Source organism: Opitutaceae bacterium, from assembly GCA_041395105.1.
GTDB lineage: Bacteria > Verrucomicrobiota > Verrucomicrobiia > Opitutales > Opitutaceae > B12-G4.
The window spans coordinates 1-19447 of the sequence record JAWLBB010000012.1; the positions used below are offsets into that span (position 1 = coordinate 1).

13 protein-coding genes are annotated in these 19447 nt (G+C 62.4%); 5 read left to right on the forward strand and 8 right to left on the reverse strand.

Annotated elements, in window-relative coordinates:
* Positions 1 to 135 precede the first annotated feature (135 nt).
* Positions 136 to 402: a hypothetical protein gene (locus R3F07_20245; protein MEZ5278723.1), complete on the forward strand. Its 267-nt coding sequence runs from the start codon at positions 136 to 138 to the stop codon at positions 400 to 402.
* Positions 403 to 475: 73 nt separating this feature from the next.
* On the opposite strand, the gene R3F07_20250 is transcribed toward R3F07_20245, so the two are convergent.
* From R3F07_20250 to rhaM, 3 genes are all read right to left on the reverse strand, one after another.
* Positions 476 to 952 (reverse strand): redoxin domain-containing protein, encoded by a 477-nt coding sequence (locus R3F07_20250; GenBank protein ID MEZ5278724.1) that lies wholly within the window; start codon positions 950 to 952, stop codon positions 476 to 478.
* Between the two features lie 196 nt (positions 953 to 1148).
* Positions 1149 to 2066 (reverse strand): nucleoside hydrolase, encoded by a 918-nt coding sequence (locus R3F07_20255; GenBank protein ID MEZ5278725.1) that lies wholly within the window; start codon positions 2064 to 2066, stop codon positions 1149 to 1151.
* 103 nt (positions 2067 to 2169) lie between these two features.
* Positions 2170 to 2484 carry an L-rhamnose mutarotase gene (gene rhaM, locus R3F07_20260; GenBank protein MEZ5278726.1) on the reverse strand — a complete coding sequence of 105 codons (315 nt, stop codon included), beginning with the start codon at positions 2482 to 2484 and terminating at the stop codon, positions 2170 to 2172.
* Positions 2485 to 2764: 280 nt separating this feature from the next.
* Between rhaM and R3F07_20265 the strand changes: the two genes are divergently transcribed.
* The 3 genes from R3F07_20265 (at position 2765) to R3F07_20275 (ending at position 8692) form a co-directional block, all read left to right on the forward strand.
* On the forward strand, positions 2765 to 3313 hold the full coding sequence (locus R3F07_20265; GenBank protein MEZ5278727.1) for a hypothetical protein: 549 nt from the start codon (positions 2765 to 2767) through the stop codon (positions 3311 to 3313).
* 105 nt (positions 3314 to 3418) lie between these two features.
* Positions 3419 to 7255: an ATP-dependent RNA helicase HrpA gene (gene hrpA, locus R3F07_20270; protein MEZ5278728.1), complete on the forward strand. Its 3837-nt coding sequence runs from the start codon at positions 3419 to 3421 to the stop codon at positions 7253 to 7255.
* Between the two features lie 210 nt (positions 7256 to 7465).
* Positions 7466 to 8692 carry an MFS transporter gene (locus R3F07_20275; GenBank protein MEZ5278729.1) on the forward strand — a complete coding sequence of 409 codons (1227 nt, stop codon included), beginning with the start codon at positions 7466 to 7468 and terminating at the stop codon, positions 8690 to 8692.
* Positions 8693 to 8778: 86 nt separating this feature from the next.
* Here R3F07_20275 and R3F07_20280 read toward each other — a convergent pair whose 3' ends face one another.
* The 3 genes from R3F07_20280 to R3F07_20290 form a co-directional block, all read right to left on the reverse strand.
* On the reverse strand, positions 8779 to 9447 hold the full coding sequence (locus R3F07_20280) for a hypothetical protein (GenBank protein ID MEZ5278730.1): 669 nt from the start codon (positions 9445 to 9447) through the stop codon (positions 8779 to 8781).
* Positions 9448 to 9603: 156 nt separating this feature from the next.
* Positions 9604 to 10497: an energy transducer TonB gene (locus tag R3F07_20285; GenBank protein ID MEZ5278731.1), complete on the reverse strand. Its 894-nt coding sequence runs from the start codon at positions 10495 to 10497 to the stop codon at positions 9604 to 9606.
* 524 nt (positions 10498 to 11021) lie between these two features.
* Positions 11022 to 12719 (reverse strand): glycoside hydrolase family 88 protein, encoded by a 1698-nt coding sequence (locus R3F07_20290; protein MEZ5278732.1) that lies wholly within the window; start codon positions 12717 to 12719, stop codon positions 11022 to 11024.
* Positions 12720 to 12869: 150 nt separating this feature from the next.
* Between R3F07_20290 and R3F07_20295 the strand changes: the two genes are divergently transcribed.
* Positions 12870 to 14849, forward strand: a complete 1980-nt coding sequence (locus tag R3F07_20295; GenBank protein ID MEZ5278733.1) for a PAS domain-containing protein — start codon at positions 12870 to 12872, stop codon at positions 14847 to 14849.
* A gap of 27 nt (positions 14850 to 14876) precedes the next feature.
* Here R3F07_20295 and R3F07_20300 read toward each other — a convergent pair whose 3' ends face one another.
* Together R3F07_20300 and R3F07_20305 are read right to left on the reverse strand one after the other, a co-directional pair.
* Complete coding sequence (locus R3F07_20300) at positions 14877 to 15503, reverse strand: response regulator transcription factor (protein MEZ5278734.1); 627 nt, start codon at positions 15501 to 15503, stop codon at positions 14877 to 14879.
* Between the two features lie 104 nt (positions 15504 to 15607).
* Positions 15608 to 19447: a hydantoinase B/oxoprolinase family protein gene (locus tag R3F07_20305; protein MEZ5278735.1), complete on the reverse strand. Its 3840-nt coding sequence runs from the start codon at positions 19445 to 19447 to the stop codon at positions 15608 to 15610.

Here is a 19447-nt window from a genome sequence, read left to right on the forward strand (position 1 = left end):
TTTTCGTGGAAATCGGTCGAAACCATGCTAACGTGCCCTTCGTCAGTCGTTCTTTGATTTTGGGCAGGGGCTTCGGCCCGGGGCCCATCCGAGTTTGATCGGCCGCTTCTGCGGCGGATCAGAAACAAGCAAACTATGAAACGACTGATAGCAGTGATAAGCATGCTTGTCTTCGCAGTCACGACTGCGCGTTCCGAGTCCGAGTCTTCGGTCCCGTCGAACGGAGAGGGGTCCACCACCGTGGCCTTGCCTGTGTTTCAGGTGACGGCTCCGGAGGATCCCCACCCGCTCGAACTGGTGCTCGAAGTCCCGGTTCCCCGGATCGAGAGCCTGATCGACGAGATCGATTCCCCCGGGAGACTCCTGGTGGCTCAGGATCGTCGGGACAGTACAAAGGCCTAGGCAGGCATCCAAGAAAGAAAACCATCGGCCGGGGGGCTTGTCCCCCCGGCCGTTTTATTTCCGGGGCCGACTCTCAGAGGTTCTTCAGGACGGCGACCAGCTGGGCCGTGTGGTCACCGGTATCCACTTTCTCGATCACCGCCTTGACCGTGCCGTCGGCGTCGAGGACATAGGCGGCCCGGGCCGGCGCCAGGTACTTCTTTCCATACATCGACTTCTCCACCATGGAGTCGGTGGCCTTGGCGAACTGAAACTCCGGATCCGAAACCAGGGGAAATCGGATGCCCATCTTCTCGGCGTATTTCTTGTGCGAACCGCAGGTATCCCGGCTGATCGCCAGAGTGTGGTAACCGAGCTTCCTGATGGCGGCAGCGCCCTTGGCCAGGCTGGCCATCTGGAGATCGCAGCCACTGGTGTTGTTGCGCATATAGACCGAGACGACGGTCGGTCCGGTGATCAGTTCGCTGAAGCTGACCTCATCCTGTTCGCCTCCCGTGCGGACCACCTTGACCACGAAATCGAGATTCAGCTTCCTTCCCGGCTTGACCATGAGACGATTGAGAAGCTCCCCTCGACGGTGTCAAGCAGCCTCAGGACTCTTCCCGATTGAGTTGGAACTTGCTCCGCACAATCCCATCACCTTGGCGCCTCTGCGTCTCTGCGTCTCTGCGCGAAAAAACCACCAGAAGCAATTCGCGCCCGCTTCGCTCGGGACGTAGAGACGCCGAGCAATCGGACGACCCGGATTACGGCACTTCCTTGGCCAGCTTTTCAAAGAGATCCCGGAAGATCCGGTCGCGGCGAATCCCATCGGCCACCCGCATGAGGTGCCGGCTCGGGTCGTGACTCCAGGTCATCCGGTCGCTGAGGATCGGGCTGTGGGCCAAGTGGGTCGGCACCCAGGAAGGATCGAGCAGCCAGGCGGTGGCCGCCAGGTCCCAGATCTCCTTCGACCAGGCAAAATGATCGTCCGAATAGGAAAGAAAACGCTCCGCCAGAAAGGCGCCGATCCGGCCGCAGGGCTGGACGTAGCGTTCGATCTCCGGCGCGGTGGACAGAAGGTGGGACGCCACCCCCTGGCAGGGCACCTGAACGAGGGGCACTCCGGAATCGAGAAGGATCCTCGAGGCATGGGGATCCTGCTGCAGATTGAATTCCCAGGTATGCGGGTGGTTGTGCGGGTTGCCGCCCAGCCAGACGACCACGATCTTTTCGGCAATCCCCGGCTCCATCAGGATGGCCGAGGCCACATTGGTGATCGCCCCGATCGCAGCCACATAGAGGACTTCATCCCCATCCATCGCCCGTCGGACGAGGTCACGGGCCGCCTCACTTTCCTCCGGCTGGTCGGCGGCCTTCAGAAAGGAGGTCGAGCCCCTCCAGACCAATCCATCGGCCGAGCGGTCGAGCCGGTCGAGCAGGGTCAGGAGCTCCTGGTAACTTTTCTCCATGCCATCGGCCGGACCCGTTGACCGGTCGTTGTGGAAGGGAGCGGCGTAGATGGCCTCCAGCCTCAGCCGATCCGGCGAGAAGAGTGTGTGGACGACGCAGAACTGATCGTCGATCTCGTTGTAGGTGTCCGTATCGAGGACCATCCGGACAGGTCCGTCCGGAGGGGTCAGCCGCTCGAGCCGGAACGAATCGCTCAAGAGTGGGAATCTCATAAGGGTCGAATGGGGTCAGGCCGCTTTTTATATGCGAATGGGATCATCGGCGGGCACGAGCGGGTCAATCAGACGATTCGTATATAAAAAGCGGCCTGACCCCTTAGGGCAGATGAAAGACCTCCTTGAGCTCGACGCTGACCGGGCTGTGGTCGGGGTTGGAAGGCATGACATCGCCCATGTGTTTCCACCAGCGTTGACAGACTTCGGTTTGGGCAATCGACGCCCATCGGGCTTCATCCTCAATTTCAACCGTGGCAAAGAGCTGGCGGGTGTCCGGATGGAGAAAGATCGAATAATTATGCACTCCGTGGGCCTTCAGGACGGCGGCGAGATCATCCCAGATCGGGCGATGACGCCGTTCATACTCCTCCTCGGACCCCTGATTGACGGACATGACGAAGGCTTTGCGGATCATGGGTGGAAGAAAAGCATCCACAGGCCACCCAAGTCGATCCCGGATTGGCCGGCCCGGCGGGAATTTCAGCGGCGGACCGGACCGAGGTAAGGAAGAAGGGATGGAGGATCCAGAAAGGCCTTCCAGGAAGATCGAGCCGGGATGTCAAAGACCCGTCACCGGTCAATCCACGTAAATATTTTCGTAAATCGGCCGGTATGGCTTGAAAACGGCCTCATGGTGGCTACAACTGCAGCTACTGAACCCAAACATCAACCACGGACACTCGGATTCCATACACATGAAAAACCTGATTCTTTTCTCCCTCGCCACCGCCGGACTGATTCTTTCGCCCGCCGCCTTTGCGGGCGACGGCTGTTCGTCGGCCAAGGCTTCGGTCAAACAAACCGCCCAGGCGGACGGAGCCTCCTGCAGTGCCTCGGCCAAGGCAGTCACCGTTGCCCAGGCTGATTCCGGATCCTGCGCGACGAAGGCCGCCGCCCAGGTGGTGGTCGCCGACGGCTCGGCCTGCACCCGTTCGATGAAGACCACCCAGGTTGCTTCGTCCGACGGCTCGGCCTGCACCTACGAAGCCAAGGCCACGAAGGTTGCGCTTGCTGACGGCGCTTCCTGCACGGCATCCTCAAAGGCGATTCAGGTAGCCCAGAAGAGTGATTGTGAAACCAGCTGCGACAGCCAGTCCCAGAAGATCGTCCTGGCCCAGGCCGAGCCTGCGGCTGCGGACGACTGCGGACCCTGCGAGGGCGGGTCGTGCGACAAGGCCAAGGCCGCGCCGGTCACCGCGCAGGTTTCCCAAGCCGCTCCCGTGCAGGTGGCCTCTCAGGAATAGTCAAATCCAGTTCAAGGCACAGGCCTCGGCCGGTGCCGAACCACTTCTCATGAAACCGCGCCCTCAGCCGAGGGCGCGGTTTCATCTTTTCAGCCACTGTCGCCCGTGAAGGAAGATCGATCCGATAGGCCACGGTCCTCTTCCCAGCGGCAACGCGACTGGACCGTCCATTACCCCGAAGAACTGCCGGTCAGCGCCCGCCGGCAGGAGATCATCGCCGCTATACGCAAACATCCGGTTCTGATTGTGGCCGGCGAAACCGGGTCCGGCAAGACCACCCAATTGCCCAAGATGTGCCTTCAGGCGGGCGGCGGGCGACGGGGGCGGATCGCCTGCACCCAGCCGCGTCGTATCGCGGCCCAATCCGTATCGCGCCGGGTGGCCGAGGAACTCAAGCTGGAATGGGGTCGCGAGGTCGGTTGCAAGATCCGCTTCACCGATCGGACGGGTCCGGAAACCGTGATCAAGTTTCTGACCGACGGCATGCTTCTAGCCGAGTTGGGGAGCGACCGCCTGTTGCGCGAGTACGACACCATCATCATCGACGAGGCCCATGAACGAAGCCTGAACATCGACTTCCTGCTCGGTCATCTCAATCAACTCAGGAAGGTCCGACCGGATCTGAGAATCGTCATCACTTCCGCGACGATCGACACGGAGAAATTCTCCCAGGCCTTCGATCAGGCCCCGATCATCGAGGTGTCCGGTCGGCTTTACCCCGTCGAGATCATCCACTCCCCAGTCGACCCGACCCTGGAGGAACGCGGCGACTTCACCCACCTCGATGCGGTGGTTGCGGCAGTCCGGCAGATCGAGTTGAACGGTGAACGGGGCGACATCCTCATCTTTCTCCCGACCGAGCGGGATATCCGCGAAGTGATCGACATGCTCGGAAACCGGAATCCTCCGGCCGACCTTCTTCCGCTCTTCGGACGCCTCGGATCGGCCGATCAGCAGCGGGTCTTCGACCCCTCGAATCGGCGGAAAATCGTCGTCGCGACCAACGTGGCGGAAACCTCCCTGACCATTCCCGGAATCCGTTTTGTCATCGACAGCGGCGAGGCCCGCATCAGCCGTTTCAGCGCACGCAACCGCACCCAGCGCCTTCCGATCGAGCCCATTTCCCAAAGCAGTGCCAACCAGAGGACGGGCCGGTGCGGACGGGTGGCCAACGGGACCTGCATCCGTCTTTACTCGGAGGCGGACTATCTTGAGCGTCCGCTTTACACGCCCCCGGAAATTCTCCGATCCAATCTCGCCGAGGTCATTCTTCGGATGAAGGCCTTCCGGCTTGGCGATGTGGAGACCTTTCCCTTCATCGACCCGCCGCCTCCGGCCGCCATTCGGGCCGGCTATCATCTGCTCGAAGAACTGGGCGCGATCGATTCCGGACGGGAGCTGACCTCGATCGGCCGCGAGCTGGCGCGCCTGCCGGTCGATCCTACGGTCGGCAGGATGATCCTGCAGGCCCGGCGCGAAGGGGTTGTTGCCGAGGTCCTCGTCATCGCCTCCGCCCTGAGCATCCAGGATCCCCGGGAACGACCCGCCGAAGCCCGCAAGGAAGCGGATGAAGCCCACCGGCGATTCACCCATCCCGATTCGGATTTCCTGACCCTCCTGAAGATCTGGGATGCCTACCACGATCAGGCCGACACCCTCTCCCAGGGCCGCCTGCGGAAATTCTGCCGCGCCCATTTCATCTCCTACCTCAGGATGCGGGAGTGGCGCGACCTGCACCACCAGCTGGCCCGGGCCATCGGCCCGGACCGAAGTGTTCAGTCCCTGAGGAAGCCGACCCAGCCGGCCGGCCCGCTTGACCCCTCTGATCTTCTCTGGGGCGGGGTCACCTACCGGAAGATCCATCGGTCCCTCCTGACCGGACTGCTCGGCAACGTCGCCCAGCGCGAAGCCTCCAATGATTTCCGGATGGCCGGCGACCGCCGGGTGCTGATATTCCCGGGTTCAACCCAGCACCTCAAGGCGAGCCGCAAGCCGCAAGCCGGGCGCAAGCCGATCAAACCCTCGCCGGCGTTCTGGATCATGGCCGCGGAAGTGGTGGAGACAAGTCGGGTCTACGCCCGGACGGTGGCCCGAATCGACCCGGAGTGGATCGTCGACCTTGGCAGTCATGTCTGCCGGACCTCCCACTCCGAACCCGCCTACGAGGCAGCGGCCGGGCGGGTCGTCGTCCGGGAGACCATCCGTATCCACGGGTTGGAAATACGCCGGCGCTCGATCAGCTACGGCAAGCTCGACCCCGCCGAAGCCACCCGGATCTTCATCACGGAGGCCCTGGTCAATGAACAGGCCCATGATGACCGGCACGGCATCCTCGAGCGCAACCGGCCCGTCCGCGAAAAGGCCGAGGTCCTCCAGACCCGGCTGCAGCGGTGGCGGGGTCTCGATCTCGACGACGCCGTGCGGAGATTCTACGCCGCGGCCATCGGAGGCGAGACTGTCTCATCCTGGATCGAGCTGAACCGGATGATCCGCCATCGCGGCGGCGCGGACTTCCTGCAGCTGAGCGAGAGCGACCTCCTCGGACCGGCGATGGATGAAATCGAGACCGGCGCTTTTCCCGACAAGGTGACCCTCGACAATTCGGCCCTGCCCCTGACCTACGCCTATCGTCCCGGTGAAGAGTCGGACGGGGTCACCCTGAACCTGAATCCCCGGCAGGCCCGCCAGCTTCAGCCCGGGATTCTCGACTGGCTGATCCCCGGTCACCTCGAGGAGAAGGTCCATTGCCTGCTCCGCGCCCTGCCCAAGGATGTCCGTCGGTCGCTCATCCCCATCGCGGAAAAGTCCAGACGGATCGCCCGGGAACTGAAGCCGACCGGGACCGGTCTGATCGAGACTCTGGCCACCCACCTCCGCACGGTTTACGGGATCGAAACCGTGCCCGGCGACTGGCAGGCGGACGCCATACCCGGACACCTTCGTATCCGTATTTCCGTTACAGATGAGGATGGAAAACCGCTCGCCGCCCACCGCGATCTCCGGGCGGTCCAGGACAAGCTCGACCGCGAGGAAAAGCGCATCGCCCGGAGTCCGGCGCAACCGGTCCGGGACGCCTGGGGTATTGCCGCCGCCCGGTGGGAGCGGACCGACCTCGAGACCTGGGACTTTCCCGATCCCCCCGAATCCCTCGTCGTAACCGAAATGGCAGGGATGCCCATCCATGCCTGGCCCGGACTTCGGCTCGAGGGCGGCTCGGTGTCCCTGCGGCTGTTCCGGACCCGGGAAGATGCCCGCGCCATGACTCCGGCCGGTTGTGCCCGGCTGGTCGAGCACGATCTGCGCTATGAGCTCGCCTGGGTTCAACGTGATCTGAAAGACCTCGCCCGGATCGGTCCACTGGCCTCCACTCTGGCCCCCCTGACCGCCCTCAAGGCCGAGGCCGCCGAGAACATCCGCCGTCACCTCTGCAGCGCCCTGCCCGATCCCTTCACCGGTGAGCGTTATCGGGAGATCGTCGCACGGGCGAAGGAAGCCTGCAAAGGCCTGGTTCCCCGTTTCGTCGACCAGGTCCAAGCCATTCTGGAAGCGCGCCAGCACGCCCTGACCCGGAAGGCGCGCCACCCGGGATACGAGGCGGACGTCGCCCGTCTGGTTCCCGCCGATTTCCTCCTGCAGACCCCGTATTCCCGGCTCCGGCACCTGCCCCGGTATCTCAAGGCCGTCGTTATACGGGGGGAAAAGGCCGCCCAGGATCCCGCCCGGGACACCAGCCGGGAGGCGGACATCAGGCGATTACAGGCCCGGTTGGACCTTCTCGGCTCGAAGGCGGGGGCGTTCCCTTCAATCCAGACGACGCTGGAAGAGGTTCGGTGGATGATGGAGGAACTGCGGGTCTCACAATTCGCCCAGGAACTCGGGACCGATGGCAAGATCTCGACCCTGCGAATTGAGCGTCGACTGGAAGCCATCGAGACCACGTAGTCGAGTGAGCCATCAAGCCCTGATAAACAAACGCGAAAGGTCGGATGCTCCGTGCGGCGGCCCGGGCTTGTCTCGGCGCAGCCATGCGAAGCCGGGCGGACCGCCCTCCAGGAGAATCCATCCGGAGGGTCGTGTTCCCGCGCGACCATCGATGCCTGGTGAAACTCTTCCCGTTCATCTGACTCACTGCCCCGTCGGACCCTCGAATTGATGCGCTGCCTGCGACTCCACTTCTTTCTGACCTATGGAATCATGGGCAGCATCATGCCCTTCTTTCCCGTTTACCTGCGGGAGGTCCAGTCGCTCTCCTCTGTTCAGATCGGCACGGTGATGGCGGTGGCCAGCCTGGCGGTCCTGATCACCCCCGTCCTTTTCACGTGGCTGGCCGACCTGAAGGAGAACACCCGCAACCTGGCCTCCGGCATCTTCCTGGTCAGCGCAACCGCGACGAGCCTGCTCTTTCTCAGTCGGGGATTCGGGTGGACCCTCCTGCTTTACGGCCTGCAGAGCCTGGCCCTGGTTCCCATGCTGCCGCTTCAGGACGGACTCTATTTCCGGGTGGCGCGCTCCCGGACGGAATCCGGCCTGGCAACCCCGCCCTTCCACCAGATCCGGGTATGGGGAACGATTGGCTTCATTTCACCCAGTATCGTCCTGTTCGCCGGCCTTCGGGCGGGAGCAACACTCAATATCACCCTGATCGCAGCCGCCGTCTTCGCCGTGGCGGGTCTGATCAACTCCCGGTTTCTCCCGGAGTCTGAACGCAGGAGGACGGAAAGCGCTCCCGGTGAAAACGCCTCCCGGCTCCCGACCGTCGCGGCGGCCCGGGTCCTCTTCCGGCCCCCGGTTGTCTTTTTCTGCGCAGGGATGGCGATACTGCAGTTTGCGGTGGCCGGTTACTACAGCTTCTACCCGATCTACCTGACCGAGGTGGCCGGGATCGAGAGCGCCTGGCTCGGACTGATCTCCAACATCGGCGTAACGGTCGAGATCTTCTTCATGCTCGGATTCGGCTGGCTCAGCAGTCGGCTGGGAATCCGCCGCATCATTGTGTTGGGCGCCATGGCCATCACTGTCCGGATGGCCGCTCTCGCTTTCCTTCCCGGAGCCGGCATCGCCATCGGGGTTCAGCTCTTCCACGGTTGGATCATCATCGCGACCCTGGTCGCTCCGGTCGTCTACCTCAACCGTCTGGCCGGGGACACCTTTCGCAATTCCATCCAGGGACTTTACGCGATGGTTATTGCGGGTCTCTTCCGGATTCTGGGAAACCTCTTCTTTGGGCAGGTCGCAGAACGGAGCCTGACGGCGGTCTTCCTCTACGGCGCCATTCTCAGTATCATCGCGACCGTCCTTTTCACCGTCGCCTTCCGGGAGAAGGGAGACCGTGAAACGAGCGCGAGGGAGCGGGCACCCGCGGATCCCGTGTCAAGGTAAGGACACCCCGGTCACGTTGGCGAATCCCGCGCAGAGACGAGACCGGTGACTGGTGCGACCCGCTAAAAACAGGTGATGCGACTCCCCTATCCCCCTGATTCCGGGGCGTAAGAGCGCAGGAGATCAATCGGATCCGATGGATCCAGCCATTCTGTTCCTTTTCCGACCTCCCGGGCGGCCTGATTCTCCGCCCCTCCGTCGCGGACCGCCCTCAGTCGGCCCTTGATTCGAACCACACCCGGCACCTCGTCCAGTCCGAGAACCTCAAAACTGTCCAGATTGAGAAACTGGTCTTCTTCTTCCGCCACCACGGATTCCGTCACGTCCCGATGATCCCGCAGCGCGCTCTCCCAGAAAACCCCTCCCTGTTGGGTCGTCCCCGTATAATCCTGGGCGGGCATTCCCGGACGAGAAACCGTCGCGTAGAGTCGCCCGAGGCGCACAAAATAACGCCCACGGGTCTGATGCAGGCCCGAAGTGAGCTCGAGCACGGATTGCCACTGAAGGACATCGCCCGACCAGCTGTAGACGCGCTTCATGGCAAACGAACCGATTTCGCGCCCATCGAGCGTGTGGATCATCACCTCACCCTCCCATTGGCCGGTCAGCCGGTTGAGCAAGGCCCGCAATTCATGGCTCGACTGTCCGGCGACGGGGCAAACCACCGCCAGAGAGACAACCCCCATCAGGCAGACCAACCAGTTAGTTCGGACTCGACCCGACATCTCCCGACTCTGAGGCAGGGACCGGACCATGGCAATGCTCCGATTCGAGCCTTGGGTGACCGTCGACGGTAAACCGGCCGACCCTCCGTCACCCTGGGAAGGTCGACCGGCGCGGGTGTACCCGCCCGAAGAAACCCGGCGGGGAAGAGTCACGGCCCCAATTGGCCGGATCTCTCGGTAATTGGATCAGTCCTTAACGTTGAAATTGAAGGGGATGAGCATCCGAACGTTGACGGGCTTCCCATCCTTCATCCCGGGCTCAAATCGCCAGTCGCGGATGGCACGAATGGCACTTTCCTCAAACTCCCGGTGAGTCGATGATTTGACCGATACCCGCTTGACCTTGCCGTCCGCCCCGCAGACGAAGAGGATCTCGACCGAGCCGCTGATCCCGCTCTGCTTCATTTCATAGGGATAAACCGGAGCAACCCGGTAAATCGCCTGGGGAATCCGATCCACTTCGCTGATCTCGAAGATGTACTCGAGTTCCTCCATGGCGTTGACCTGGAAGTCGCTCATGGAGAAGTCGCCTCCGGCGGTGGCGTCGCCCATTCCGGGATTCAGGGCCAGTTCAAGCTGGGCCAGGCTAAGTTTGGGCTGTTCCTGCTTCAGCTGGGGCTGATCCTTCTTCTCTTCCTTTTCGGGGGGCGGTGTCTTTTCAGCGGGGGGCGGAGGCGGCGGCGGCTTCGAAAGATCAAGCGTGGTGATGTCAACCGTCTGGTTGCCGACCGTGGCAATCAACTGGAAAAACGGAAGAGCCAGAAACAATCCCGCCGTGGCGAGAAAACCCATTACCCAGGCTACCGCCACTTTGTTCCAGAAGCTGATTTCGTCACTATGGGTACACCGGTAGTGTTTCGGCACCACTTCAACTTCTTCCGGTGGAGGTATGGGTGGCTTCATTGAGGAGCCGCCGTGCGGGCCGCCAACCACCTTCCGCAGATGGACCGCCTCCGCGGTCGACCGGTAATCCGACCGGTTGCTCAGAAACGTGCCGTCACTCCGTGAAGTGGCCGGCATTGGCGTTGTGTTCTGACGAACAGGTGAAGGCCCAAGGGTGAACTCAGGGCGCGTATTCATGGGTGACCTTTCTCGGTTGTTGCTTGAGCGAACCGATCACCGGAGAAGTGCTGTGATTACTGGACCGGTGACAGCTGACTGGTCCGCCTTTCTGTTTGTAACCAATATAACGGATGGAGGCGATCCTGGCCACGCGAAGATTGGTTTCAGGCAGGCAAATCTTGGTCTCCGCGACGGTATAATCCGACCTAATGGATACCGGCAGGCCCCCGAATAATGACGCGAAATCGGGAGTACCCACACATCAGACGATGACCCAGTGCCGTGTTACGGATGAAAGTGAACGCCTTCTCGAGCCATTCGCGGTCGTGCTCGTGCACGACCTCCCGAAACACCCACCAATTCATGCGAGACCGTCCGGAGGCACCAGCGGCGGACCAGCCGACTCCGTGCACCTCCCCCAAAAAGCGAATCAGGTGAAAGGGCGCACCTCCTGTCCCGATCCACCAAATGGTGTCGGGAAGGCCCGCCCCCACATCCCGGTTTCCTGACGGCACCGGCAATAGAATACGCAGGAACCTCCGTCAGTCGACGGCGTAGACCTCAACGATGGCAACCCCGGTCCCGCCATCCTTGCCCCCGACCTTGGCGGTGTAGACGCCCGGCGGCAGTGAGAGCATGAGGACCGCATCCAGCGATCCTTCGGCCAGATCGAAGGCACCGACGGTGGCGGAGACCGACTGGATCTCCGCCGCATTGGCGTTGTCACCCCAGTTATCGTTGATGTAGGCCGCCGTCAACGGGTCGGCGGCCGAGAAAATTTCGAGAGTCGGATCCACAAGGAAACCTTCGCTCACTCCCACCGAGGACAGGCCGGGACCAATGGCGCGAATGAGCACGGTTCCGGTGGTCGCCCCGGGCACGCCGCGAACGACAAAACCGGCGATCAACCGATTCGCGCCGGTCCCGACCTGGCCGCGGGTCGAGATATTGCTGAACTCCGCATCGGACGGCGCCGGCGGCGGCTCGATCACCGGGAAAAGGGTCCGGTGACGGATCATCGCCTCGAGGTAATAGAAATCGCCGAAACTCGTTCCTTCCTCCGGATCGCCCCATCTGCCGCAGCCTTTACGCAGGATCGGCTGGTAGGCCGTGCCCTGGGCCAGATAGTCCGGACCGCCCAGCGAAAGCAGGATATTGCGGGCGGCATCCAGATACTTCTGGCTTCCGGTCATATCGTAGAGTTCAAGAGCCGCCGACGCAACGATGGCCGCCGCACTGGTGTCCCGGGAATTGGACCCGTCGAGGGGTGCATCAAAATCCGAAAAAGGGACGAAGTCGTTCGTCTGGGCCGCCGTCATCGCCATGAATTTGTCAAAGACCTTGTCCGCCCGGTCCAGCATCCGTTCCAGGCCGGTGTAGCGGTAGACCATGGTATAGCCGTAAACGGACCAGGCCTGGCCCCGTGACCAGGTGGATTCGGTCTTCCACCCCTGGGCGGTCCGCTTGTAGTCCACGCTCCCGTCCGCTTTGTATCCTACTACATGATACGTGCTGTAGTCGGGACGGACGAGATCCTCCCAGGTCCGGTCGGCGTGGGAAACCGCGTAGGTCACATAGTCGGGATTGCCACCATTGGTGCCGACAAAGAGCGGGAGCTCCATGTTCATCATCATGTCGACATTGACCTCGAAGACCATGTCGTTGGGATTGGTCGTGTTGGCGGTGATGGACGGGCTGTTGACCGGATCCGAAGAGGTGTTCCTCCAGGCCCGATAACAACCGATGGTCGGATTGTAGCGCTGGGTGGCGAAGGTATTGGCCGCCGTCTTCATCACCTCGAGGTAATCGACATCGGTCTTTCCAGTCAGGGTATAACCAAGGCCGAAGCTGCAGAAAATCTGGAAGCCGGTATCATTGTCCGCCTCGATCGATCGCGCCCGGACACCCTCCGTCCAGGTCTCCGCCCAGCCCAGGAATTTGTCCTCGCCGGTCAGATCATAGAGGTACCAGAACATGCCCGGGGTGAATCCGCTGCACCAGGAGGACCGGCTCTTGATCGACCACACACCCGCCGGATTGGAATATTCCGGGAAGCGGTTGTTGGTTCGGAGAATGCCGGCGAGCTTCTCGATCTGAACCGCGGAAAAGGCCAGTCCATTGTCGATGCTGCTCTCAATGTCCGCCCGGGCCGCACCGGAAAATCCGGCGACAACCAGGAGAGAAACCAGAAGGAATCGGACACGCGGGACCGGCGTGGAGGGGGATGGTGGAGGGAACACGCGCGGATCATGGAGCAACGAACCGCAGAAGTCACTTTGATAATTATTAATTTCGACCGGATTTAATCCCGCCCGGAGAAAAGAATGAAGCATGGAAGGGTGGCCGCTCTTGCGTCAATTCGACGGACTCTTCATCGTCTCCCCACGATCATGCCTGCCCCATCCGAGCCCGGTCCCGCCCGTTGGGAAATCCCCGAAATCTTCCTCTCCTCACCCTTCGGCGTCTGCCTGCTCGACGCCCAGGGAATTCTCCGGGCGGCCAATCTCGAAGCGGCCCGGATTCTCCGGTTGGGCCCGGAAACCAAAGGGTCGCTCTTCACCGACTGCACCGACGAGGCGTCCCGTCCGGACGTGATCGCACTCCTGGAGCGGGAGGCCCTCACGGAGACCGGCCTGCCCCCGACGTCCATCCGGTTCATTCTGGGCGACGGGATTCCCCGCCACCTTGAGATTTCCTCCACCCGGGGAGCCTCCCTCCCACCCGGGGCCCGGCTTCTCATTCTCCACGAGCTGGGGATCGACGACCACGCCCGCAGTTACGACCGGTCGATCCTGCTCAGCCTGATGGAGGTGATCCCGGACAATATCTACTTCAAGGACCGGCAGAGCCGTTTCCTGAGGATCAACCGGTCCCATGCCAACCACTTCGGTCTGAGCGACCCCGAGCAGGCGGTGGGAAAGACTGATTTTGATTTCTTCACGCCCGAGCATGCCCAACCCGCCTTCGACGAGGAGCAGGAGATTCTCCGGACCGGCATTCCCGTGATCAACCGGGAGCAGAAGGAGACCCTGCACGACGGGCGGATCTACTGGGTTTCAACGACCAAGCTTCCCTTCTACGACCGTGAGGACAAGATCATCGGAACCTTCGGGATCTCCCGCGATATCACCGAGAACAAGAAGGTGGAACAGGCCCTCTACGAGGAGAGGAACCTCCTGCGGACCCTGATCGACATTCTGCCCAGCCGCATTTTCATCAAGGATCTCGACAGCCGGTTTGTCATCAACAACCGGTCCCATCTCGATCAGCTGAAGGTGAAGACCCAGGAGGAGGCGATCGGCAAGTCCACCTACGATTTTTACCCGACCGAACGCGGGCAGCAGGCTCTCGACGACGATCGCGAGGTCCTCGCCACCGGAAAGCCCATCATCAATCGCGAAAAGACCTACCTCGATGACGACGGCGAGCCGGTCTGGTCGCTGACGACCAAGGTGCCGTTGAAGGATTCCAACGGCAGGATGATCGGGCTGGTCGGGATCAGTCACGACATCACCGAACGCAAGCGCGCCGAGCAGGAACTGACCCGTCGCAATCAGGAGATGCAGGCGGACTTGAAGATGGCACGCGAAATCCAGCAGTCCCTCCTCACGCACCACTACCCATCCTTTCCGGAAGGGGCCGCGCCGGAGGACAGCATCCTCCGTTTCGCCCACCGCTATATTCCGGCCTCCAGCCTGGCCGGCGACTTCTTCGACATCGTTCAGGTTTCCGATTCCGAAGCAGGCATACTTGTCTGCGACGTGATGGGACACGGGGTCAAGGCCGCCCTCGTGACGGCTTTCATCCGCGGTCTGGTCGAGGAATTGATGCCGCTGGCTTCACGGCCCGGCGACTTCCTGAGCGAGTTGAACCGGGCCATCTTCGCGATTTTCCAGCAATCGGAATCCCGCCTCTTCGTGACGACTCTCTACTGCGTGGCCGACACCGGGCGCGGACAGCTCCGCTACGCCAACGGCGGACACCCCGCGCCCTACCTCATCCATGAAGCCGGGGACTCGGTCACCCGGATCCGTCCGGAAGATTACGACCCGGAACCGGCGCTCGGCCTGATCAACCATTTCCAGTATTCGACCTGGGAACACCCGCTGACCCGCAAGGACCGCCTGATCGCCTTCACCGACGGTCTCTTTGAGATCGACGGGCCCGACGGCGAACAACTGGGGGAGAACTGGCTCTTCAATCTCGTCCACGAGAACCGCCGACTCTCCCTTGAGGACCTCTTCGACCACCTGCTCAAGGAGGCCCGCCATCAACTCGGGAGCAATGAATTCGAAGACGACGTCTGCCTCGTCGGCTCCCGGATCGAAGACAGCCGCCGAAGCGACCCGGCCATCGCCTTCGAAGTCTAGTGTGCTGTCAGAGAAAGTGAACGGTTTCTAGATCAACCCGTTCTGGATCGCGTACTTGGTCAGGCCCGGGACATCGCGGATCGCGAGCTTCTGCATGATATTGGCCCGGTGGCTGTCGACCGTGCGCACACTCAGGCTGAGCTCTTCCGCAATCTCCCGACTGGTCTTGCCGTCCACCACCTGCTGGAGGACCTGGATTTCCCGCGATGAGAGCGCTTTCTGCCCCTGGTCGGCGCCACCGGAAAGGTACTGTCGCATGGCGACGTTGGCCTTGGGACCCAGATAGGTGCCGCCCGCCATGATCGTTTCCAGACCGGTTCGGAATTCTTCGAAGCCGTCGGTCTTGACCACATACCCGTCCGCCCCGGCGGCGAGCACCTCCTTGACATTGCGGGGAGAGCCCTGCCCGGAAAAGACCAGCGTCTTGACGGTCGGACATTCCTCGGCAATTCGATGAAGCACTTCGACGCCGTTCATGCCGGGAAGCACCAGATCAAGGATGACTACATCGGGTTTCTTCTCGATGACGGCCTCGATGCCGGTTTCTCCGTCGAAAAAGGTGCCAATGACTTCGAACCCGCCCGTGATCTGGACGAGTTCGGCAAGCATGTCGCAGATGGCACGCTGATCTTCGATAATGACGACGCGCTTCATACGTCCCCATTATCGGCCGGGAACGCCCCGTCTGGAACCTTACGGCCAAGATCCGTGGATTTTCTGAGCCCCTCTGTAAAGAAGTGGCGAAAGAACCACCCGTTTCACCCCTTCCTACCCCATCCGCCCCCCCCGGGAGTTTCGATGACGAGGCGGTCGCCCGATCCAAGATCGGCAGCGGCGATGGAGGGCAGCACCTCGACGCGTCCGTCGGCCCGGATGATCCATTGGCGGCCGCATTCGCCTGCGGAACCTCCCGCCATCCCGTAGGGGGCCACGACCCGATGTTGGGTGAGAAGGGAGAGCTCGGCCGGTTCAAGGAACTCAATTTCCCGAATGACGCCATTTCCGCCGCGAAACTGACCACCCCCACCCGAGCCAAACCGGACACCGAACCGATGCAAACGGACCGGATGCCGCCATTCGAGGATCTCCGGATCGGTGATCGCCGTATTGGTCATATGGGTGTGGATGGCATCGGAACCGGCGGATCCCGGTCCGGCCCCTGCCCCTCCCGCGATCGTCTCATAATAGCTTCCCCGGGAAGTGCCGAAGATCAGGTTGTTCATCGTGCCCTGACTGCAGGCTGCCAGGCCGAGCGCCTTGATCAGCAGGTCGACCACCCGCTGGCTGGTCTCCACATTGCCGCCCACCACCGGTGGGCAGCGGGAGGCCTCCACGGCGAAGGAGGGATTGAGCAAGCCGGGGGGGAGGTCGGAACGGACCGAATTGAGGAGACCCTCATTCAATGGCACCTCGGTCCGGACAAAGAGTCGCAGAACGTAGAGAAGGGCACTGCGCACCACCGCGGGGGTCGCGTTCAGATTTCCGGGATGAAGGCCGCCACTGCCGGAAAAATCAACGCGGATCCCTTCCGGCTCAACCTGAATGGCCACCTTCAGGGGGGTTCCATCGTCAAGGAATTCCTCCGCCTGAAGAGCGCCTTGTCGGATCTCCGAAAACCGCTGACGGACCAGATCGTCCGCCCGCTCGGCCAACGCTTTGAGTGAATCCGCGAATCGTTGTTTTCCAAGGCCCGCGATCATGGCACCCAATTCCAGAGCGGCCGCCCGATTGGCCGCCATCTGGGCATCGAGATCCGCCAGGTTCTCCTCGGGAGAACGGCTGGGGAAACGCGCCTCCCTCAAGAGCCGCTCGAGCGGACTCCAGTCGACACGGCCACGATGTGCAACCCGGATTGGGGGAATGACCACCCCCTCCTCTTCAAGGTTGCGGGCGTCCGGCGGCATCGATCCCGGACGAATCCCCCCGATTTCCGCATGGTGGGCGCGGTTGGCCACAAAGGCCCGCAGGACTCCGTCGTCCGAGAAAACCGGCGTGATCAGGGTCACATCCGGCAGGTGGGATCCGCCAAACCCCGGGTGATTGGTGACCACGGCATCGCCGGGCCTCCAATCGATTTCCTCGGTGACCCGACGCACGCAGAGTCCGAGGGCCCCGAGATGGACCGGGATATGGGGCGCATTGACGACCAGACGTCCTTCCGCGTCGAGGAGACCACAGGAAAAATCCAACCGTTCCTTCATGTTGGTCGAGAGGGCCGTGCGCTGAAGCAACTCTCCCATATCCTCAACGATGGCGCCCAGGCGATTGGAGACCAATTCGAGGGCCACGATGGATTCTCCGCTACGGGCGACATCGTGCCCGCTGTCGGTCCCGGCATCCTCAACCATCCGGATCGAACCGAGATCGCCGACCACACCCGTCCAGCCTTTCTCAATAAAGAGAGTGCTGAACCGGTCCTGAACAATGGCCGGTCCCGCCAATACGTCGCCCGGACCAAGTGAGGCCCGCTCCCGGAGAACGGGACGCTCACCGCCGGTCGCCGCCTTCAGCCGCTGGCGGCGCCGGAAGGATTCATGCCTGTCCGGATCGTTCGCCCGCCCGGAGGCCACCGCCCGCAAGGCGACCAATTCGACCGGCCGATTTGAAGGACAGTGTCCGTAGCGCTTTCGATGGCGGTGCTTGAAGCGCCTGACCAGCAGGTCGACCCGGTCCGCCGGGACAGTCAGGGTGTCCTCCTGACCCTCAAAGCGCATCTCCGCCCGGACAAACCGCAACACCACTTCGGAGGGGTCGACGCCCTCCCGGACCACTTCCGCCACCGCTCTGCGTCCCACCTCGGCGATCCGGCCGGCCAGGTCGGGCCGGATCTCTTCGATCGGTTGAAGGATCTGCTCGACGGCAAAGCGTTCGAGGACCGCTTCCTTCAGGCCAAGGGCGCTGAGCAAGCCGGAATCCCCGGGATAAAGGACCACCCGGATCCCGAGCGAGCGGGCGACCCCGCAGGCGTGCAACCCGCCGCCACCGCCGAACGCGAGCAGACTGTATCCAGAACAGTCATACCCCTCCCGGATCGATATGCGCCGGACAGCTTCGGCCATCCTTTCATTGGCGATGGCCAGGAAACCCTGAAGAATCGTCCCGTCGGTCGTCGGGCGGCCGGTCGCCTCTTCGATCTGTCGGTGAATCTCATCCAAACGGGATCGCGCCTGCTCCGGGAAAACCGGCAGACTGAAGAGATCGGGATCCATCCGCCCGAGCAGCAGATTCACATCGGTCAGGGTGAAGGGGCCACCGGCCCCGTAACAGGCCGGTCCGGGAGACGCACCGGCACTGTCGGGTCCCACCGTCAGGACGTGCCCGTCGAAGCGGCAGATGGATCCTCCGCCCGCCGCCACGCTTTCGATCTTCAGGCCCGGGGCAAAGACGGTCGCCCGCCCCACCGTCTGACGATACCGGTAGTCAAACTCGCCATCGTAACGGGCGACATCGGTGCTGGTTCCGCCCATGTCAAAGGCGATGACCCGCGGGTGTCGGGCCCGGCGGGCGATCGCCGCCGTGGCCACCACGCCGCCGGCAGGGCCGCTCAACAGGCTGTCCTTGGGCCGGTAGGCCGAACGGGTGACCAGGCCGCCCGCACTGGTCATGACATGAAGCCGATCACGATCGAGAACCGATCCCACCGCATCGAGGTAGGCGTTCATGATCGGCGCCAGATAGGCATCGACGACCGTCGTCTCGCAGCGGGGAACGATCTTGATTACCGGGGCAAGATCCGAGGAGACCGAGACGTGGGTGAAACCGATCGCCCTCAGGCAGTCGGCAACCGCCTGTTCGTGGGCCGGATTTCCATAACTGTGCAGGAGGCAGACCGCAGCCGTCCGGTGGCCCTTCTCGAACCAGGGACGGGCGATTCGCTCGATCTCACTCGGGACGATCGGGACAAGCTCGCCACCGCCTGCCTCCAGTCGCCCGGATACCGGAACGACCGGGCCATGAAGCGGAGCCGGACGCCGCGGATTGAGGGCAAAGAGGTCGGGGCGCCGCTGGTCTCCGATGACCAGAAGATCCTCCAGACCGGCATTGATCAGAAGCAGAGGAGGCACTCCCTTTTCCTCGAGAAGAGCATTGGTCCCGCGGGTGGTCGCGAGACGCATGGCGAGGGGCGGCAATACCCGGTCGCCGGGAGTCCGGGTCAGCACCCGCGCGGCGAGAATCGGAGCCTCTTCTTCCAGTCGCAATTCGGCGACGCTTCCCGGACCGATCCCGGTGGGAAGGTGGCCCTCGACCCGAAGTTCCCGGGTTTCCGGGTCCCAGGCGTGGACCCGCAGCGGTGCATCCTCCCGGCCGGGCCAGAACAGACGAAAACCCCGAAAGAAATCCTGCGGCAGATCGGGCAGCCCGGACAGACAACACGCACCGGTCCCGTTGAGCCGTGCGACCCGACCCCGCAACCCACTGCTGGAAAGAACTTTGCATCGATGAATCGATCCATCGGGACTCCGCCCGATACAATCGGTGAAAGTCCCGCCCGTATCGATGAAGAGTGTCCATTCGGGTTGATGCACACCACCGATTTCAGGCAAATACTCAATTGCGTCAACCCGACCGATCGCCTCAAGATCCCGAGCCCGAGTCAT

Coding starts and splice junctions, on each gene's coding strand:
- R3F07_20300 (MEZ5278734.1), bottom strand. CDS start 15,503: ATGAAGCGCGTCGTCATTATCGAAGATCAGCGTGCCATCTGCGACATG.
- R3F07_20305 (MEZ5278735.1), bottom strand. CDS start 19,447: ATGACTCGGGCTCGGGATCTTGAGGCGATCGGTCGGGTTGACGCAATT.
- rhaM (MEZ5278726.1), bottom strand. CDS start 2,484: ATGATCCGCAAAGCCTTCGTCATGTCCGTCAATCAGGGGTCCGAGGAG.
- R3F07_20250 (MEZ5278724.1), bottom strand. CDS start 952: ATGGTCAAGCCGGGAAGGAAGCTGAATCTCGATTTCGTGGTCAAGGTG.
- R3F07_20245 (MEZ5278723.1), top strand. CDS start 136: ATGAAACGACTGATAGCAGTGATAAGCATGCTTGTCTTCGCAGTCACG.
- R3F07_20285 (MEZ5278731.1), bottom strand. CDS start 10,497: ATGAATACGCGCCCTGAGTTCACCCTTGGGCCTTCACCTGTTCGTCAG.
- R3F07_20275 (MEZ5278729.1), top strand. CDS start 7,466: ATGCGCTGCCTGCGACTCCACTTCTTTCTGACCTATGGAATCATGGGC.
- R3F07_20280 (MEZ5278730.1), bottom strand. CDS start 9,447: ATGGTCCGGTCCCTGCCTCAGAGTCGGGAGATGTCGGGTCGAGTCCGA.
- R3F07_20265 (MEZ5278727.1), top strand. CDS start 2,765: ATGAAAAACCTGATTCTTTTCTCCCTCGCCACCGCCGGACTGATTCTT.
- R3F07_20295 (MEZ5278733.1), top strand. CDS start 12,870: ATGCCTGCCCCATCCGAGCCCGGTCCCGCCCGTTGGGAAATCCCCGAA.
- R3F07_20255 (MEZ5278725.1), bottom strand. CDS start 2,066: ATGAGATTCCCACTCTTGAGCGATTCGTTCCGGCTCGAGCGGCTGACC.